Below are 15,759 nucleotides of genomic sequence, written 5' to 3'. Positions count from 1 at the left end.
TTATGCCAAGATCTACAAATGCGGTTTCTTCTAGACGAAAACGTAAAAAAATACTTAAATATGCAAAAGGATTTTATGGAGCAAGAAGTAAGGTTTATACCGTGGCTAAAAACGCTGTAGAGAAATCTTTTAGTTATGCTTTTTCAGGAAGAAAAAAAAAGAAAAGAGATTTTAAATCTCTTTGGATTCAACGTATAAACGCTGGAGCTCGTATATATGGAATGTCTTATTCTGTATTTATGAAAAAACTATCTGATAAAAATATTAAACTTAACAGAAAATTTCTTTCCGATTTTTCTATGAATGATCCGGATACTTTTAAAAAAATAGTAGAATATATCATTTCTTAGGGTTTTTATTTCTATCCAAAAGGATCTTTAATTTTTTTTCTATGAGTTTCTTCTTTCTAGAAGAGAAATAATCTATAAAAAGTTTCCCTTCCATATGATCATACTCATGTTGAATCACTCGAGCACATATTCCTTTTAGAGTTTCTTTCTTTTTTTTCCAATTATGATCATAGTATTCTATTGATACGTGAGATTTTCTTTTGACATATCCCATGATCCCAGGAATACTAAGACAACCTTCATTAAATTCATATTCTTTTCCATGGATTTTTAATATTCTAGCGTTAATAAAAACTTCTTTATAATTATCTATATCTTTTCCATTTTCTAATAAATAGGGAGTTTCTACTATAAAAAGTCGTATATTCTTCCCAATTTGAGGAGCAGCCAATCCAATTCCTTTCACTTTGTGTATAGTTTCGAACATATCTTTGACTAATTCCTGTATTTTTTTTCTACAAGAGTAAATGTCTATATCTATGCATTTTTTTCTTAGAATAGGATTTCCATAAACGACTATAGGTAATATCATAGATTAATTTTTTTTTCTTTTTTTGTAAGATAAGATTGTAAAATGATTGTTGCACTAATTTTGTTTATAAGTCCTTTTTGTCTTCTTTTTTTTTTCAAACCTAATTCTATCATAGTAGAAAAAGCAATTTTAGATGTAAAACGTTCATCTATTCGTACTATTCTAATTTTAGGGTTTTTTTTATGAAATTTAGAAATAAAATTCTGAATAGATTTTTCTATTAAAGCATTTTTGTTGTTTAAGGTTTTGGGTAATCCTATAACAATTTTTTTTATAGGTTTTTTAGCTATAAGAATAGCTAAAAAACTCATTAAATTTTTAGTTGGAATGGCATTTAGTCCAAATGCAAATTTTTGTAAAGGATCTGTTATAGATAAACCTGTAATTACTTTTCCGTAATCTATTCCCAATATTCTTGTCATTTTTATAAAAATATAACAAATATATACTTGTTATCTTATTTTATTTTTGCTAATTTTGTCCTTGAAATATTTTTTTTTGTATAATTTCATGAAAATAGATCAACTTAAATTAGATATAGAAAGAGCTTGGAAAAATAGAAAAGAATGGTCTAAAGACAGTAGTAATATAAAGGAATTCGTGATTCACGTTATAGATCTTTTAGAAAAGGGATCCATAAGAGTTTCAGAGTTTTTAAATGGAAAATGGAAGGTAAATGAATGGATAAAACAGGCTATAATTATGTATTTTTCCATTAGAAAGATGAATTTGGTTGAATTAGGTCCATTAGAATTTTATGATAAAATTCCGATCAAGAATAAATTTAAAGAGAAAGGGATTCGTGTGGTCCCCCTTGCTGTAGCACGTTATGGATCTTATATTTCCCCTGGAGTGATTCTTATGCCCTCTTACGTGAATATAGGAGCTTATATAGGAGAAAAAACGATGGTAGATACTTGGGCCACAGTAGGTAGTTGTGCTCAAGTTGGAAGTGGAGTGCATATAAGTGGTGGAGTTGGAATCGGAGGAGTTTTAGAACCTGTACAAGCTTCTCCAGTGATTATTGAAGACGATGTTTTTATTGGATCCAGATGTATTTTAGTCGAAGGAGTTCTTATAGAGAGAGAAGCCGTGTTAGGAGCTAATGTAGTTTTAACCGCTTCTACTAAAATATTTGATGTTACAAAAGAGAAACCTGTGGAGAGGAAAGGTTTCATTCCAAAATCTTCTGTAGTTATTCCTGGGTCTTTTCCAAAAAAATTTCCTTCAGGAATCTATCAGGTCCCATGTGCTCTTATTATAGGGAAAAGAAAAGATAGCACTAATAAAAAGACCTCTTTAAATGAAGCCTTAAGAACTCATAACATTGTTTTGTAAATTTCATGTCTTTTTACGAAGAAATAGAAAAAAGTGTAAAGATATTAAAAAAAGGAAAAAGTTTATTATATCCTACAGATACTGTATGGGGATTAGGTTGTGATGCTTTTAATATAAAAGCTGTAGAAAAAATATATAAAATAAAGAATAGAAGTTTTTCGAAAACTATGATTCTTTTAGTAGAAAGCATGGATCGTTTATACGAATTAGTAGAAGAGATTCCTTTTTTCGTAAAAAAAATACTTCTTGAAAATCATAGAAAAAAACCTATCACTATAGTATACGACAATCCTAGGAAAATAGTTTCTAAATTAAATCCCCAAGCTAAAGATAATACTTTAGCCATACGTTTAACGATGGATCCTTTTTGTTCTCTTTTAATTCAAAATCTTGATAGACCCATTATATCTACTTCTGCTAATTTATCAGGATTTCCTACTCCTAAATCCTTTTGTGAAATCAGTCCTTCTATTTTAAAGAAAATCGATTATGCGGTAAATTTACGTAGAAAAGAGATATCTAGTTATAGTAGTTCCTCTATACTAAAAATTGTTTCAAATAAAGTAAAAATATTACGCATGTAAACTTTCATGAAGTTATTTTCTGCTATTCATAGAAATATATTTCGTATTATTAGTCTTTCTGCTAAAAGAATACAACAAGATTGTTATGTAGTAGGAGGTTATGTTAGGGATTTTTTACTTGGGAAAAGAATCTATGAAGATTTAGATATTCTAACTATAGGAGAAGGGATTAGATTAGCCAAAGAAGTCTCTAAACACATAAATCCCACTCCTAGAATAAATATATTCAAACGTTTTGGAACTGCTATGTTAGAGTATAAAAATCACAAAATAGAATTCGTAGGATCTAGAAAAGAATCATATCATTTATACAGTAGAAAACCGATCATAGAGATCGGGTCATTGCAAGATGATCAAAAGAGGAGAGATTTTACAATTAATGCTTTAGCCATTAGTTTGAACGAGAGAAATTACGGAGAATTAATCGATCCATTTGGAGGTTTATCAGATTTAGAAAGAAAAACATTAAGAACTCCATTAAATTCAGATGTTACTTATTCTGACGATCCATTGCGAATGATGCGAGCTATCCGATTTGCTACTCAACTTCAATTTTTTATTGATAAATCTTCATTTCAATCTATTCAAAGAAATAGAAACAGAATAAATATTGTTTCTATGGAAAGAATTATAGAAGAATTCAATAAGATTCTTTTATCTAAAAAACCTTCTATAGGATTATTTTTATTGTATGAATCTGGATTATTATCAATTATATTACCGGAATTAACTTTATTGCAAGGAATAGAAGAAAAAAACGGATATAAGCATAAAGATAATTTTTATCATACTTTGCAAGTAGTAGATAATATTAGTCAAGAAGAAAGCAATTCGATTTGGTTAAGATGGGTAGCTTTGCTTCATGATATAGGGAAGGCTTATACTAAAAAATTTTTACCAAAAATAGGTTGGTCTTTTCATGCACATGAATTAGTAGGATCTAAAATGGTTCCAAAAATATTTCAACGTTTGAAATTGCCAAAAGGAGAACCTATGAGATATGTAAAAAAAATGATACAACATAGTTATAAACCTGTTGCGTTAATAGGAGATAACACTAATGATTCCGCCATCCGTAGATTTTTATTTGATATGGGAAAAGATATCGAAGATTTAATCAAACTATGTATAGCGGATATTACTACGAAAAATGTAGAAAAAAAAAATAGGTATACAAATAATTTATTTCTTCTCCTAGAAAGGATTAAAAAACTGGAAGAAAAAGATCGGATTCAAAACTGGAAATCTCCTATATCAGGAAACGATATAATGAATGCTTTTCATATTAATCCATGTAAAAAAATAGGAGTCATAAAAAATTTTATTAAGGAATCTATTTTGGAAGGAAGAATATCCAATGAATTTCATTCTGCTTATTTTCTTATGTTAAAAAAAGGAGAAGAATTAGGATTGAAAAAAAAATAATGAATTATATGTTATTTTCTATCATTAACGGAAATGAGAAAAAAAAATAGTATTAGTTCCACATACTCATCCAGATGGAGATGCTTTAGGTTCCTCTTTAGCTCTTTTGTTTTATTTTAGAAAACTTAAACATGATGTAGATTTAATATCTCCTACAGAATATTCTGAATTTTTTAAATGGCTTCCTGGAAGTGAGGAGATTCTTATTTTCTCTGAGAAGACTCAATTTTTGGTAAAAAAAAAGATTGCAGATTCCGATTATATTTTTTTTATAGATTTCAATAATTTATCAAGAATAAAGATCTTGCAGGAATTTTTTACAGCTTCTAAAGCAAAAAAAATATTAATAGATCATCATCCATCTCCTTTTTATTTTGATATTATGTTTTCAGATCCTACGGTTGCTGCTACCAGCATTTTAGTATTTAGATTGATATCTAATATGAAAAATTTGGATAAAATTGATAAAAATATAGCTACATGTTTATATGTCGGGTTGATGACGGACACTGGTTTTTTTCGTTTTCCTTCTGTAACATCAGAAACTCATTTTATTGCAGGTAAATTAATAGAAAAGGGAATTAATATTGAAAAAATATATAATCATTTACAGGAAAAATATAGCGAAAACAAATTAAAACTTTTGTCTAAAGCCTTGAAAAAATTGAAAGTGATAGAAAAATATCGGACGGCTTATACAAGTATTAAGGCTTCTGATATAAATTATTATCCATATAAACAAGGGGATACAGAGGGAATCATTAGCTATGGGTTATGCATAAAAAACATAGTTTTTTCCGTTTTCTTTTTTGAGGAAAAAGAAAAATCTCCTATTAGAATTTCTTTTCGTTCCAGAGGAGATTTCGATGTTAATATTTTTGCTAGAAAACATTTTGGAGGAGGTGGACATAAAAATGCTGCAGGAGGACTTTTAGAAAAAAGTCTTTCAGAATCTATCGATTATTTTTTAAGTATTATTCCTAATTATCATAAAAATCTTATATTTTCCATTTGATATTACATCCATAACTAGGTTTTGCAGTTATAGATGTTTCTATTCCTTTTAAAAGTCCTTCTAATACTTTTCTTATATCGAATCCTGTGACGGATATTCCATTTCCTGGTCTAGAATCATCTAATTGTCCATGATAACATAAGTCTCCTACACCGTTAAATATAAAAAATTCTGGAGTGCATTTAGCTCCATAATACTTAGCTACTTCTTGTTTTTCATCAAAAAAATAAGGAAAAGGATAACCTAATTGATGAGATATTTTTTGCATATTTTCCGGAGAATCTTCTGGATATTTTTCTATATCATTAGAATTTATGGCTAAAAAGGAAACTCCTTTATGGAGATAATCATTAGCTAAACGTACCAATTCTGTATTAATGTGTTTCACATACGGACAATGATTGCAAATAAACATAATCACAGTAGCCTTATCGGAAAAAAAATCTTGAAGAAATTTATTCTTTCCTGAAACCGTTTCTAATAATTCAAAATTTTTTATTTTTATTTTAATTTCATCAGAAGAATAAGTACGTACCATAATTATAATTATTTTCTATTATAAAGTTATTTTTTCTTTTTTTTTGAACAAAAAACAAAAGATTTTTTCTTCTCTTCTTCAGCTAATTCCGCATCTATTAATATTCTCCCACTATGTTCATCTATTAAAAGTTTCTTACGTTGTATAAGTTCGGAATATTTCTGAGGAGTAATGGCAAGATAAGAACCTAATGGAGCTCCTCTTTGTACTGGAGCTACAGCTACTCCATTTTTCACTCCATTCCTTATTTTTTTATAAGTTTTTAATAAATTATTATCTACTTTCTTAGAAAAGAAATTAGATTTTTCTAATAAAATTTTTTCCTCTTTCTCATTCTCCAAAAAAATCTGATTTAATTCTTTTTTTTTATGAAAAAGATGTTCTTTTTTATGTTTAAAAATTTCTTCGTTTTTTTCTAAAATTTCTTTATTTTTCTGAATGTTCAGATTGATTTCTTGAATTCTTTTTTTAGATAATTGAATTTCTAATTTTTGATAATCAATTTCTTTATCAAGAGAATATAATTCTTTGTTATTTCTCACATTATCCTTTTGTTTTTCGTATTTTTTTATCAAAATCTCTGAAGATTTAATCTCTTTATTTCTTTTATCAAGATTCTGTTTAAGAGAAAGAATTTCTTTCTGAAAAAGCTCTAATTTTTTTTTCATTTGGTCTAGCTCTTCTTCCAAACTCCTAAGTTCTATAGGTATATTTCTACGGAAATTTTGTATTTCATCTATACGAGAATCTATTAATTGAAGATTATATAACACCCGTAATTTATCTACTACGGTTCCCACTTCTTGTATTTTATTTTCCATAGTATTTTTCAATAAAAATATTGAACTGGATTTGTATGAATTTCTGATTCATAAACAGGTAGATGAATAAATTTTTTATCTAAAAAAGATTTTAATAAATTTTTAGTATTTTTTTCCAATTCATAATGCCCGATATCTACAATCAAAATTTTTCTTTCAGATTTGAAAAAATCATGATATTTGAAATCTGAGGAGATGAAAACATCGGATTTTTCCTTTATAGCCTTTTCAATTCCAAAGCTACCTGAACCTGCTATCATCGCAACTTTTCGAATTTTTTTTCCTGTTAGTGGAGAATGTCTAATACAGGATAAATTCATCTTCTTTTTTAAAGAAGAAAGAAAATTAGATTCATTCATTTCTTCTAGAAAAGATCCTATTATTCCTATTCCTAGATAGGGATTGATATTTTCAATATTATAAATCTCGTAAGCGACTTCTTCATAAGGATGACTTTTAAAAAGTGCATCTTTAATTAGATTTAATTTATGAGATGGAAAAACGACATTAATACAAGTTTCTTTTTCCATATGAAAACATTCTTTTTTTCCGAAAAAAGGTTGGGTTTTTTCATTTCCCATAAAACTTCCTAATCCCTCAAAATTATAACTACAATGACTATAATTTGAAATGTTTCCAGCTCCAGCCTCAAATAAAGAATTTCTTACTTTTTCAGAATAATTAATTGGGACATAGGTCGTTAATTTTTTTATAGATCCTTTCTTGGGAAAAAGGACTTTTTCTCTAGTTAATTGTAAAAGTTTAGATATATAAGAATGAGTTCCCTTCCAGATCAAATCTAAATTAGTGTGAATAACATAAATAGATACATCATTTTTTAATGCAGAAATTAAAACTCTTTCTGAATAAGAATCTCCAGTTAAGCTTCTTATGGGTTTAAAAATTACAGGATGAAAGGAGATTATAAGATTACATTTTTTCTTTAAAGACTCTGCAAAAACTTCTTCCGTAAGATCCAAAGTAATCAATATTTTTTTTACTTTTTGATCATATGAACCAACCATTAATCCTATATTATCATAGGATTCTGCATATTCTACAGGAGCTAAATCTTCCAACTTTTTAGCAATATCTCTTACTAAGACTTCCATAAAAAAAAATACCAAGAAAAACAAATTTATAAAAAAAATTGATTTTATTATCTTTGAGGAAACAATAGGAGAAGAAGTGTACGAAATTATATTTTTTTTTAATTTTTAATTAAAAAATAGAATCCTTAAAAAACTATCATGAACTTAATTAAAAAAAAACCTAATTGGATAAGAGTGAGAATCCCAATAGGAAAAAATTATAAGAAATTGCAAAAATTAGTTTCTTTACATAAATTAAATACGATATGTCAAAGTGGAAGTTGTCCTAATATAGGAGAATGTTGGGGGAAAGGAGTAGCTACTTTCATGATATTGGGAAATATTTGTACAAGATCTTGTAAATTTTGTGGAGTAAAAACAGGACGTCCTGAAGAGGTAGATTGGAAAGAACCAGAAAAAGTAGCTAGATCTATTAAAATATTGGAAATTAAACATGCTGTTCTTACTTCTGTAAATAGAGATGATTTAAAGGATCTGGGTTCTTCTATATGGGTAAAAACTATACAAATGACCAGATATCTGAATCCAGATATAACTATAGAAACTTTAATTCCTGATTTTAAAGGAAATAAAAAAATAATAAATAAAATTATAGATACCCATCCGGAAGTTATTTCTCATAACTTAGAAACCGTTCCTAGATTAACAAAAGAAATTCGTGTTCAAGCTAAATACGATCGAAGTCTTGAAGTGCTACAATATATTAAGGAAAAAAATAAAAATATTCGTACAAAAACGGGAATCATGTTGGGTCTTGGAGAAAAAGAAGAAGAAATCTTAGAAACTCTGAGAGATATTAAAAATTCTCAAGTAGATATCCTAACTATCGGACAATATTTGCAACCTTCTTTAAAACACTTTCCAGTTCGTTTTTTTGTTGATCCGGATAAATTCCAAGAATTGAAAGAAATTGGATTAAAAATGGGATTTAAATATGTAGAAAGTGGACCATTAGTTCGTTCTTCTTATCATGCGGAAAAACATGTAAAATAAAAAGATATCATTTAATAATTCTTTCTATTCCAAAAGAATACTGAAATATGTTTTCATTCCATAATTTCTTTTCATGAAGAAAATTTTTAAGGTAAAATGAAACAGACTTATCATTTCCATGTCTAGAAAAAATGATAAGATGTTCCACCGGACGGGTGGTAGCTACATATAATAAATTAAGATTATCAAATCTTGTTTTGGAGAGATAATCCTCATAAATTTTTATGAGAGAAGAGTCCTCTATATGTTTTTTTAAATCCGGTTCTATATCTAAGTAGAAAGTCTCTAATCCATGATATAAATGAGGACTGATATCTATCCAGGCTCCTTCCTTTCTTTTTGAAACTGCATTCCAATCTGCAAAAGGGAGAATAACTACAGGAAATTGCAAACCTTTAGACTTGTGAATAGTCATAATACGAATGGCATCTATTTTTTCAGAAAAAGTGATACTTTCTTTTTCTTTTTTTGATTCCCAATATTCTAAAAAATCTCCAATAGAATTTCCTACAATTTTCATAGATCTATGAACAAAATCTAAAAAAGAACAGATAGAAGCAGTATTGTATTGATTTAATAATCTCAATCCAGAAATTATATTTTCTGCTCTATTGTATAGAGATGGATTATCTAATAAATTATTGAAATCTAATCTCTTTAGGAAAATATCTAATGGTAAAAAAACAGTTTCTATTAGGAAATCATGATCTTTTTTTTGAGTGCGAATTAATTTATTTTTCAATAGCAATAAAATTAAAGTAGCTCTCTTTTGGGAACAATAAGGTTTGAAAATAACATAAAAAAACTGTATAATGATTTCTATTTCTAAATGATTTTTTATGAGAAGAGAAACGGAAGTATTTACAAAAAATCCATCTACCATAAGTTTTTCAGACAAAAAATTTCCTTCTTCGTTACTTCTAACTAAAATAGCTATATCCGATAATTTATACTTCTGTATAAATAATTTTTTAATTTTTTCTTTTATTTGATTATAAACATATTGTTGATAATTTTTTTTTTCTATGCGAAAGAAATTCAATTCTACATATCCTCCAGGTTTTTTAAATATTTTTTGTTTAGATTTTTTATATATATCTTGGTAGATGGGATCATGAAAAAATTTAGATGCTGATTGATAAAGGGAATTATTAAATTTTACAATTTCTTCAAAACTACGAAAGTTAGTCTCTATGGAGACTACTTCTTTATGGTAATATTTAGAGGAATAATGAATAAGATGAAGAAAAGTCTTTGCATCTCCACCTCTCCAACCATATATAGATTGTTTAGGATCTCCTACTATCATAGCTGAGCCATTTTCCGATAAAGCATTTTCAACTAAAATTCGAAGATTTTCCCATTGTAGAATGGAAATATCTTGAAATTCATCTATCAAATAATGTTTATATTGGATTCCTTTTTTTTCATAAATGTGTGGAAAGGGATCTTGAAGAATTCTTTCATAAAGAATTTGATTTAATTCAGCATTTAAAAGAATTTTTTTCTCTTCTTTTAAGGATTGATATTCTTTTTCTATTTCATGTATTATGGATAAAAGACTCAAGTTTTTTAAAAAAAATTTATCTAAGAGATAAGAGGAAATACTTTTTTCATATAAAAATTTGGTTTTTTTATATAAAAAAAGTATTTCCTCTTTATTCTTTTCTATTAGATTTTTTTGATTGACATCTGTGTTTTTTTTATAGAATGCCTCTATTTGAATATTTTTTTCAAGACGTTTATTATTAATGAAAGGATTTAGGAAAATATCTCCCATACGGAGTTTTTGAAAAAGTTTTGGTAAGTCTAAATAAAGGAAGGAATGTTTTTGAATAGAATTTTTTTTTAAAAATTCAAAAAATTTCTCGCCTTGTTTTTGACACATTTTTTCAAATTCTTGAGTTCTATTTAACAAAGTATTCTTTAAGGTGATCCAATTATCCAAAGAATGCCTTTTAATTTTTTTCATAGGAAAAAAACTATTCTCTTCTACTATAAGGAGGGCAATTTTAAATATTTCTTTGCTGATGTCCCAATTTTTTCCTTCTTTTAATTTTTCCAAAGAAAATTGAACCAAAAGATGCGACCATTTCTCTGAATGGGTTAATAGCTTATCGACAAGCTCCCATAAAAATTTTTTGGCATCCATTTCTAAATTTATATTCTTCTTGTAAAGAAAGGATCGAATGGTCCGATAAGTGAATTTGTCTATAGTGCTTATAGAAAAAGAAGAAAAATCATCCAAAATTGCATATAAAATATTTTTAGAACGTTCGAATAGTTGATCTTTTGTTAATTTCAAACTTTTTGTAAGATGATCGAACAAAAAATGATATTCCTTTCTAATTTTTTGATTAGAAAATTCTTTTATACATTGTAATATTCTTTTTTTTATTTCTTCAGAAGCTTTATTGGTAAAAGTTATAGCCAAGATACGTTTAAATTCTTCAGGATGAGGACTTTTTAATAGAAGATATAGGTAATTTTTTACTAGAAAGAAAGTTTTTCCAGAACCTGCTGAAGCGTTGTATATTTTTAATGTGGATGGAACCAGCATAATAAATTTTTTCATGATCTTTCTAAAGATAAAATTAAAATCGTTAAATTTTGAAAAGATATTTTTTTTTACTTGTTCTTCTTTTGAAAATGGGTTTTATGTCCTGTCATTTGACAAAAAAGGTCCCGAAAGAAAAATACTTACTTACAAAAAATGTTTTCATAATAAACGGAAAAAAAGTTCATTTTTCTAATTTGGAAAACTATGTGAAACAAAAACCGAATAAAAAAATACTAAATTTTTTTCCTGTAAAATTGATAATGTATAATTTTTCTCATCCTGATTTAGAAGAAATTTTTTCTTCCTTTTTTTCTATTCCAAAAGAGCATAGGAATAAAAAAGTGTTAAATCATTTATTAAAACGGATTCCAAGAAATAAGTATTCTACAAAAAGAATTTATTGGAATTTTTTTCTTTTTAAGAATGGAGAAAAACCCATAATTATAGATAATAATCTAACAAAAGATTCTATTCAGAATTTGAATTCTCATTTTTATTCCAAAGGTTATTTGGATGTCCATACAGATTTTTCTTTGTTGAGAGAGAATGAAAAGAAAGGAAAAATCATTTATAATATCTATACTGGAAATCCTTATTTCATAAATTCCATTATTTATAATTTTCCAGAAAAAGAGTTGAAAGATATATATCTAAATAACCTTAATTCTAGTTTGATTAAAGAAGGGAAACAATACGATGAAACCCATCTGATATTGGAAATAGAAAGAATGAAAAACATGTATGAAGATCATGGTTATTATAATTTTGATATATCCGATGTTAAATTTCGTATAGATCCTTCTATAGGAAATCAAAAAATAAATTTATATATGGAAGTAAACAAGGTTCACCCCTCTACGAATAAACATAGAAAACATTTTTTCAATGAAATCGTGATAAAAATTAATCAAGAAGAAAATCATTCCATTTTTTACAATGGATATAAATTTTTTATTCCAAAAAATAAAAAATTTAATCCAAAAATGATCACGGATATTTTGACTATTACACCTGGATCTTTATATAAAAAAAAGGATATTTTGAGTACTCAACAGAATATTTATTCTTTGCATAATTTTAATATTGATCAATTTAAGATAGAAGAAAAAAAAGATCATAAGAAAAATTCTTTCTTAAATGTAGAAATTTTTTTAAGTACTCTAAAAGATCATGAATTGAAATTTCACATAGAAAATTCTATATCCAAAAAAATGGATATTGGAATACATCCAGGAGTAACTTTCTTAAGAAGAAACCTCCTTAAAAGTGGGGCTAATTTAATGTTGTCCATAAAAGGAAATTTTATTTCTTCTAAAAAAGAATTTTTGAATATGTCTAAATTTTCCTTACAAGGAAAATTAATTTTTCCATCCTCTTTTATAGATATAGAAAAAAAAAATACCTTGTATAAACTTCCTAATTCTATTATTTTTCAGATAAATAGTCAAAAAAATATGGGTGTAAGAAGAATGCTTTTTTCAAATTTATTGAATTATGAATGGAAGGATAATTCCTATAGAAAACATAAAATAAAAATCGTCAATTTACAATTGGTTAAAAATCTAGAACAGGAAAAAAATTCTCATAAGGAGGATATTATTTATGGAAAAAATTTTTTTTGTAGAAAAAAAAATAAAATTTTTCCTGAGAAAGAGATTATTCATTGCAAAAATGATAAAGAAGATAAAAATCAGAATTTTTTTTTCGATCAAAGAAATCCTATACGAACGAAAAAAATGAAAAAAACATTTGAAGAATATATGAAAATGAAGAGAGAAAATATTCTAAAAGAAGATTATTTCATAAATTCTATTATTTATAATTATGAAATGAATCAAACTCTTGATAAGAGAAAAAGGAATCCGTTTGTATTACGTGAAAATATAGAGATTTCTGGAAATCTTTTATCCCCTTTATTTCGGAAAACATCTTTCATCAAAAAAAAATGGAATAATATTCCTTCTTATTCTTTTTTTAAATATGATTTATCTTTTAAAAGATTTTGTTTTTTAGAAAAATATCACACCTTAGTCTCCAAGTTATTTTTTGGGATAATTTTTACTCATGAAAAACTTCCAAAAAGTTATTTCCTTAGAAAATCCGAAGAATTTAGTACATGGGACTCTTTTTATACGAAAATTATTCAACCAGAGAAGAAAAAATCTTTTTTTGAAAATACATTTCTCTCTCAGAATAAAATTCTATTAGTCCACGAATACAGATATGAAATACTTTCTAAACTGATTTCAGTTATCTTTTTAGATTTAGGAAATGTTTGGTTTTTAGACAAAAAAAAAAATTCAAAAGAAATAAGAAATTTAAAATGGAATTCTTTTTACAAAGAATTAACATTAGGGGGAGGAATAGGTTTTCGATATGATCTTAAGTTTTTTATCTTTCGTATAGATTTTGCATATAAGTTTTATGACCCATATCAAAAAGAGGGAAAAAAATGGATCATTTCTCATCTGAAAATTCAAGAACCATTGATGAATTTTGGAATTCATTCCCCTTTACCCTTTTAGAAAAAAATTCTTTTTTTACATTTGTTCATCCTTAAATTAAATTAAAAAAACACATGTCTAAAAAATTTCCTTATGGGGTAGCTACTGGTAGCCTTGTCGAAGAAATCTTCGAATATGCTAGAGAAAACATTTTTTCTATACCTGCTGTAAATGTGGTTGGATCTAATACCATGAATTCTGTAATGGAAACGGCCGGAGAAGTGAATTCTCCTGTAATCATTCAATTGTCCAATGGAGGCGCTATTTTTAATGCAGGAAAAGGATTAAGCAATGAAGGACAAAAAGCCGCTATCAAAGGAGCTATAGCTAGCGCTAAACATATTCATGAATTAGCCGAAGTTTATAAAGCAACGGTGATTCTTCATACAGATCATTGTTCTAAAAAAAACCTTCCCTGGATAGACGGATTACTAAAAGCTAATGAAGAAAATTACAAACGTTTCGGAAAAACGTTATTTAGTTCACATATGTTAGATCTTTCTCAAGAATCTTTAGAAGAAAACATCGGAATTTGTGAAAAATACTTTGAAAGAATGAATAAAATTCAGATGACTATTGAAATAGAGCTTGGAGTAACAGGTGGAGAAGAGGATGGAGTAGATCATTCTAATATAGAAAAGGAGAAACTTTATACTCATCCTAAAGAAGTAGCTTATGCCTATGAAAGATTGATTAAAATAAGTAAAAAATTTATGATAGCTGCTTCCTTTGGAAATATTCATGGAGTATATAAACCTGGGAATGTTGTTCTACGACCGGTTATATTAAAAGAAACTCAGGAGTATATACAAAAAAAATTTCATACTAGAGAAAAACCAGTTTTTATGGTTTTTCATGGAGGTTCAGGATCTTCTATAAAAGAAATTAAAGAATCTATTAGTTATGGAGTGATAAAAATGAATGTAGACACAGATTTACAATATGCCTTTACTTGTGGGGTCAGGGATTATATGAATAAAAATAAGAAATATTTAGAGAAACAAATAGGAAACCCACAAGGAAAAAATATTCCAAATAAAAAATATTATGATCCTAGAATATGGCTTAGGGAAGGAGAAAAATCTTTTAAGATTTCTCTAAAAAAATATTTTGAATTAATGAATAATATTAACACTTTATAAAACCATGGCTTGGTTTTTAAGAAAGAAAAAAAATATTATTACTTCCATAAAGGATAGAAAAGATTTGCCGAAAGGTCTTTGGTATAGGACACCTAGCGGAAAAATCATAGATACAGATGAACTAAAAAAAAATGCCTATGTGAGTCCGGAGGATGGATATCATGTAAGAATTCACAGTCAAGAATATTTTGAAATTCTTTTTGATCAGGGGAATTTTTCAGAAATGAATGTTAAAATGATAAGTCAAGATCCTATAAAATGGATAGATTGCAAAAAATATACAGATAGAGTTAAAGAAGCAAGAAAAAAAACAAATTTATATGATGCTATTAGAACAGGAGTGGGAAAAATGGAAGGATTGGATATGGTAATATCCTGTATGGATTTTTCCTTTATAGGAGGATCTATGGGGTCAGTAGTGGGAGAAAAAATATCGAGAGCTATCAAATATTGTATTGAAAAAAAAATTCCATATGTATTGATATCCAAATCTGGAGGAGCAAGAATCATGGAATCTTCCTTTTCATTAATGCAAATGGCTAAGACAATAGCTAGATTAACCCAATTGCGAGATTCAAAAATTCCTTACATTTCTGTTCTTACAGATCCAACTACAGGAGGGGTAACCGCTTCTTATGCCTTACTTGGAGATATAAACATAGCAGAACCAGGAGCTTTAATTGGATTTGCTGGTCCTAGAGTTATTAAGGAAACTATAGGGAAAGATCTTCCAGAAGGATTTCAAACTGCAGAATTTCTATTGGAACATGGGTTTATAGATATAATTTCTTCTAGGACTGAATTAAAAAAAAACATATATAATCTTGTTTCTATGATGATATAAA

Annotated in this window: 15 protein-coding genes; 9 read left to right on the top strand and 6 right to left on the bottom strand. The window is 27.1% G+C overall.

The annotated features are described in order from the left end of the window. Positions 1-2: 2 nt before the first annotated feature. On the top strand, positions 3-350 hold the full coding sequence (gene rplT, locus BPLAN_RS00885; RefSeq protein WP_012821333.1) for a 50S ribosomal protein L20: 348 nt from the start codon (positions 3-5) through the stop codon (positions 348-350). Here rplT and def read toward each other — a convergent pair. Both def and ruvX read right to left on the bottom strand, forming a co-directional pair. Beyond that, a complete protein-coding gene (def, locus tag BPLAN_RS00880; RefSeq protein WP_012821332.1) occupies positions 340-882 on the bottom strand; it encodes a peptide deformylase in 543 nt (180 codons plus the stop codon). The two genes, rplT and def, sit on opposite strands and share 11 nt — an antisense overlap. Further along, a complete protein-coding gene (ruvX, locus tag BPLAN_RS00875; RefSeq protein WP_012821331.1) occupies positions 879-1,304 on the bottom strand; it encodes a Holliday junction resolvase RuvX in 426 nt (141 codons plus the stop codon). The genes def and ruvX overlap by 4 nt, the downstream gene beginning before the upstream one ends. Positions 1,305-1,392: 88 nt before the next feature. Here ruvX and BPLAN_RS00870 point away from each other — a divergent pair, with 88 nt between their 5' ends. The 4 genes from BPLAN_RS00870 to BPLAN_RS00855 are packed head-to-tail and all read left to right on the top strand — an operon-like array spanning position 1,393 to position 5,244. Further along, complete coding sequence (locus BPLAN_RS00870) at positions 1,393-2,220, top strand: 2,3,4,5-tetrahydropyridine-2,6-dicarboxylate N-succinyltransferase (protein ID WP_012821330.1); 828 nt, start codon at positions 1,393-1,395, stop codon at positions 2,218-2,220. Positions 2,221-2,225: 5 nt separating this feature from the next. After that, positions 2,226-2,804 carry an L-threonylcarbamoyladenylate synthase gene (locus BPLAN_RS00865; RefSeq protein WP_012821329.1) on the top strand — a complete coding sequence of 193 codons (579 nt, stop codon included), beginning with the start codon at positions 2,226-2,228 and terminating at the stop codon, positions 2,802-2,804. A 6-nt stretch (positions 2,805-2,810) separates the two neighbouring features. After that, positions 2,811-4,229, top strand: coding sequence for a CCA tRNA nucleotidyltransferase (locus tag BPLAN_RS00860; protein ID WP_012821328.1), 1,419 nt, complete (start codon positions 2,811-2,813; stop codon positions 4,227-4,229). A gap of 46 nt (positions 4,230-4,275) precedes the next feature. Next, on the top strand, positions 4,276-5,244 hold the full coding sequence (locus BPLAN_RS00855; RefSeq protein ID WP_238523126.1) for a bifunctional oligoribonuclease/PAP phosphatase NrnA: 969 nt from the start codon (positions 4,276-4,278) through the stop codon (positions 5,242-5,244). On the opposite strand, the gene BPLAN_RS00850 is transcribed toward BPLAN_RS00855, so the two are convergent. The 3 genes from BPLAN_RS00850 to BPLAN_RS00840 are packed head-to-tail and all read right to left on the bottom strand — an operon-like array spanning position 5,228 to position 7,715. Then, the gene (locus BPLAN_RS00850) at positions 5,228-5,782 is read right to left on the bottom strand and encodes a thioredoxin family protein (RefSeq protein ID WP_012821326.1); all 555 of its coding nucleotides are present in this window, start codon (positions 5,780-5,782) and stop codon (positions 5,228-5,230) included. The two genes, BPLAN_RS00855 and BPLAN_RS00850, sit on opposite strands and share 17 nt — an antisense overlap. 26 nt (positions 5,783-5,808) lie before the next feature. Beyond that, the gene (locus BPLAN_RS00845) at positions 5,809-6,603 is read right to left on the bottom strand and encodes a zinc ribbon domain-containing protein (RefSeq protein ID WP_012821325.1); all 795 of its coding nucleotides are present in this window, start codon (positions 6,601-6,603) and stop codon (positions 5,809-5,811) included. 8 nt (positions 6,604-6,611) lie between these two features. Then, entirely contained in the window at positions 6,612-7,715 is a 1,104-nt protein-coding gene (locus BPLAN_RS00840; RefSeq protein WP_012821324.1) for a Nif3-like dinuclear metal center hexameric protein, read from the bottom strand. Between the two features lie 138 nt (positions 7,716-7,853). Here BPLAN_RS00840 and lipA point away from each other — a divergent pair, with 138 nt between their 5' ends. Further along, positions 7,854-8,708: a lipoyl synthase gene (gene lipA / locus BPLAN_RS00835; RefSeq protein WP_012821323.1), complete on the top strand. Its 855-nt coding sequence runs from the start codon at positions 7,854-7,856 to the stop codon at positions 8,706-8,708. Between the two features lie 7 nt (positions 8,709-8,715). On the opposite strand, the gene BPLAN_RS00830 is transcribed toward lipA, so the two are convergent. Next, on the bottom strand, positions 8,716-11,283 hold the full coding sequence (locus tag BPLAN_RS00830) for an exodeoxyribonuclease V subunit beta (protein ID WP_012821322.1): 2,568 nt from the start codon (positions 11,281-11,283) through the stop codon (positions 8,716-8,718). 35 nt (positions 11,284-11,318) lie between these two features. Here BPLAN_RS00830 and BPLAN_RS00825 point away from each other — a divergent pair, with 35 nt between their 5' ends. The 3 genes from BPLAN_RS00825 to accD are packed head-to-tail and all read left to right on the top strand — an operon-like array spanning position 11,319 to position 15,758. Then, complete coding sequence (locus tag BPLAN_RS00825) at positions 11,319-13,793, top strand: POTRA domain-containing protein (RefSeq protein ID WP_148213669.1); 2,475 nt, start codon at positions 11,319-11,321, stop codon at positions 13,791-13,793. Between the two features lie 53 nt (positions 13,794-13,846). After that, positions 13,847-14,914, top strand: coding sequence for a class II fructose-bisphosphate aldolase (gene fbaA / locus BPLAN_RS00820; RefSeq protein WP_012821320.1), 1,068 nt, complete (start codon positions 13,847-13,849; stop codon positions 14,912-14,914). Between the two features lie 4 nt (positions 14,915-14,918). Further along, positions 14,919-15,758: an acetyl-CoA carboxylase, carboxyltransferase subunit beta gene (accD, locus tag BPLAN_RS00815; protein ID WP_012821319.1), complete on the top strand. Its 840-nt coding sequence runs from the start codon at positions 14,919-14,921 to the stop codon at positions 15,756-15,758. Position 15,759 lies beyond the last annotated feature (1 nt).

It is taken from the genome of Blattabacterium sp. (Periplaneta americana) str. BPLAN, assembly GCF_000093165.1.
Taxonomy (GTDB): Bacteria; Bacteroidota; Bacteroidia; order Flavobacteriales; family Blattabacteriaceae; genus Blattabacterium.
Note: the sequence above shows the minus strand (reverse complement) of the source record. Positions and strands in the feature narration are given on the sequence as shown.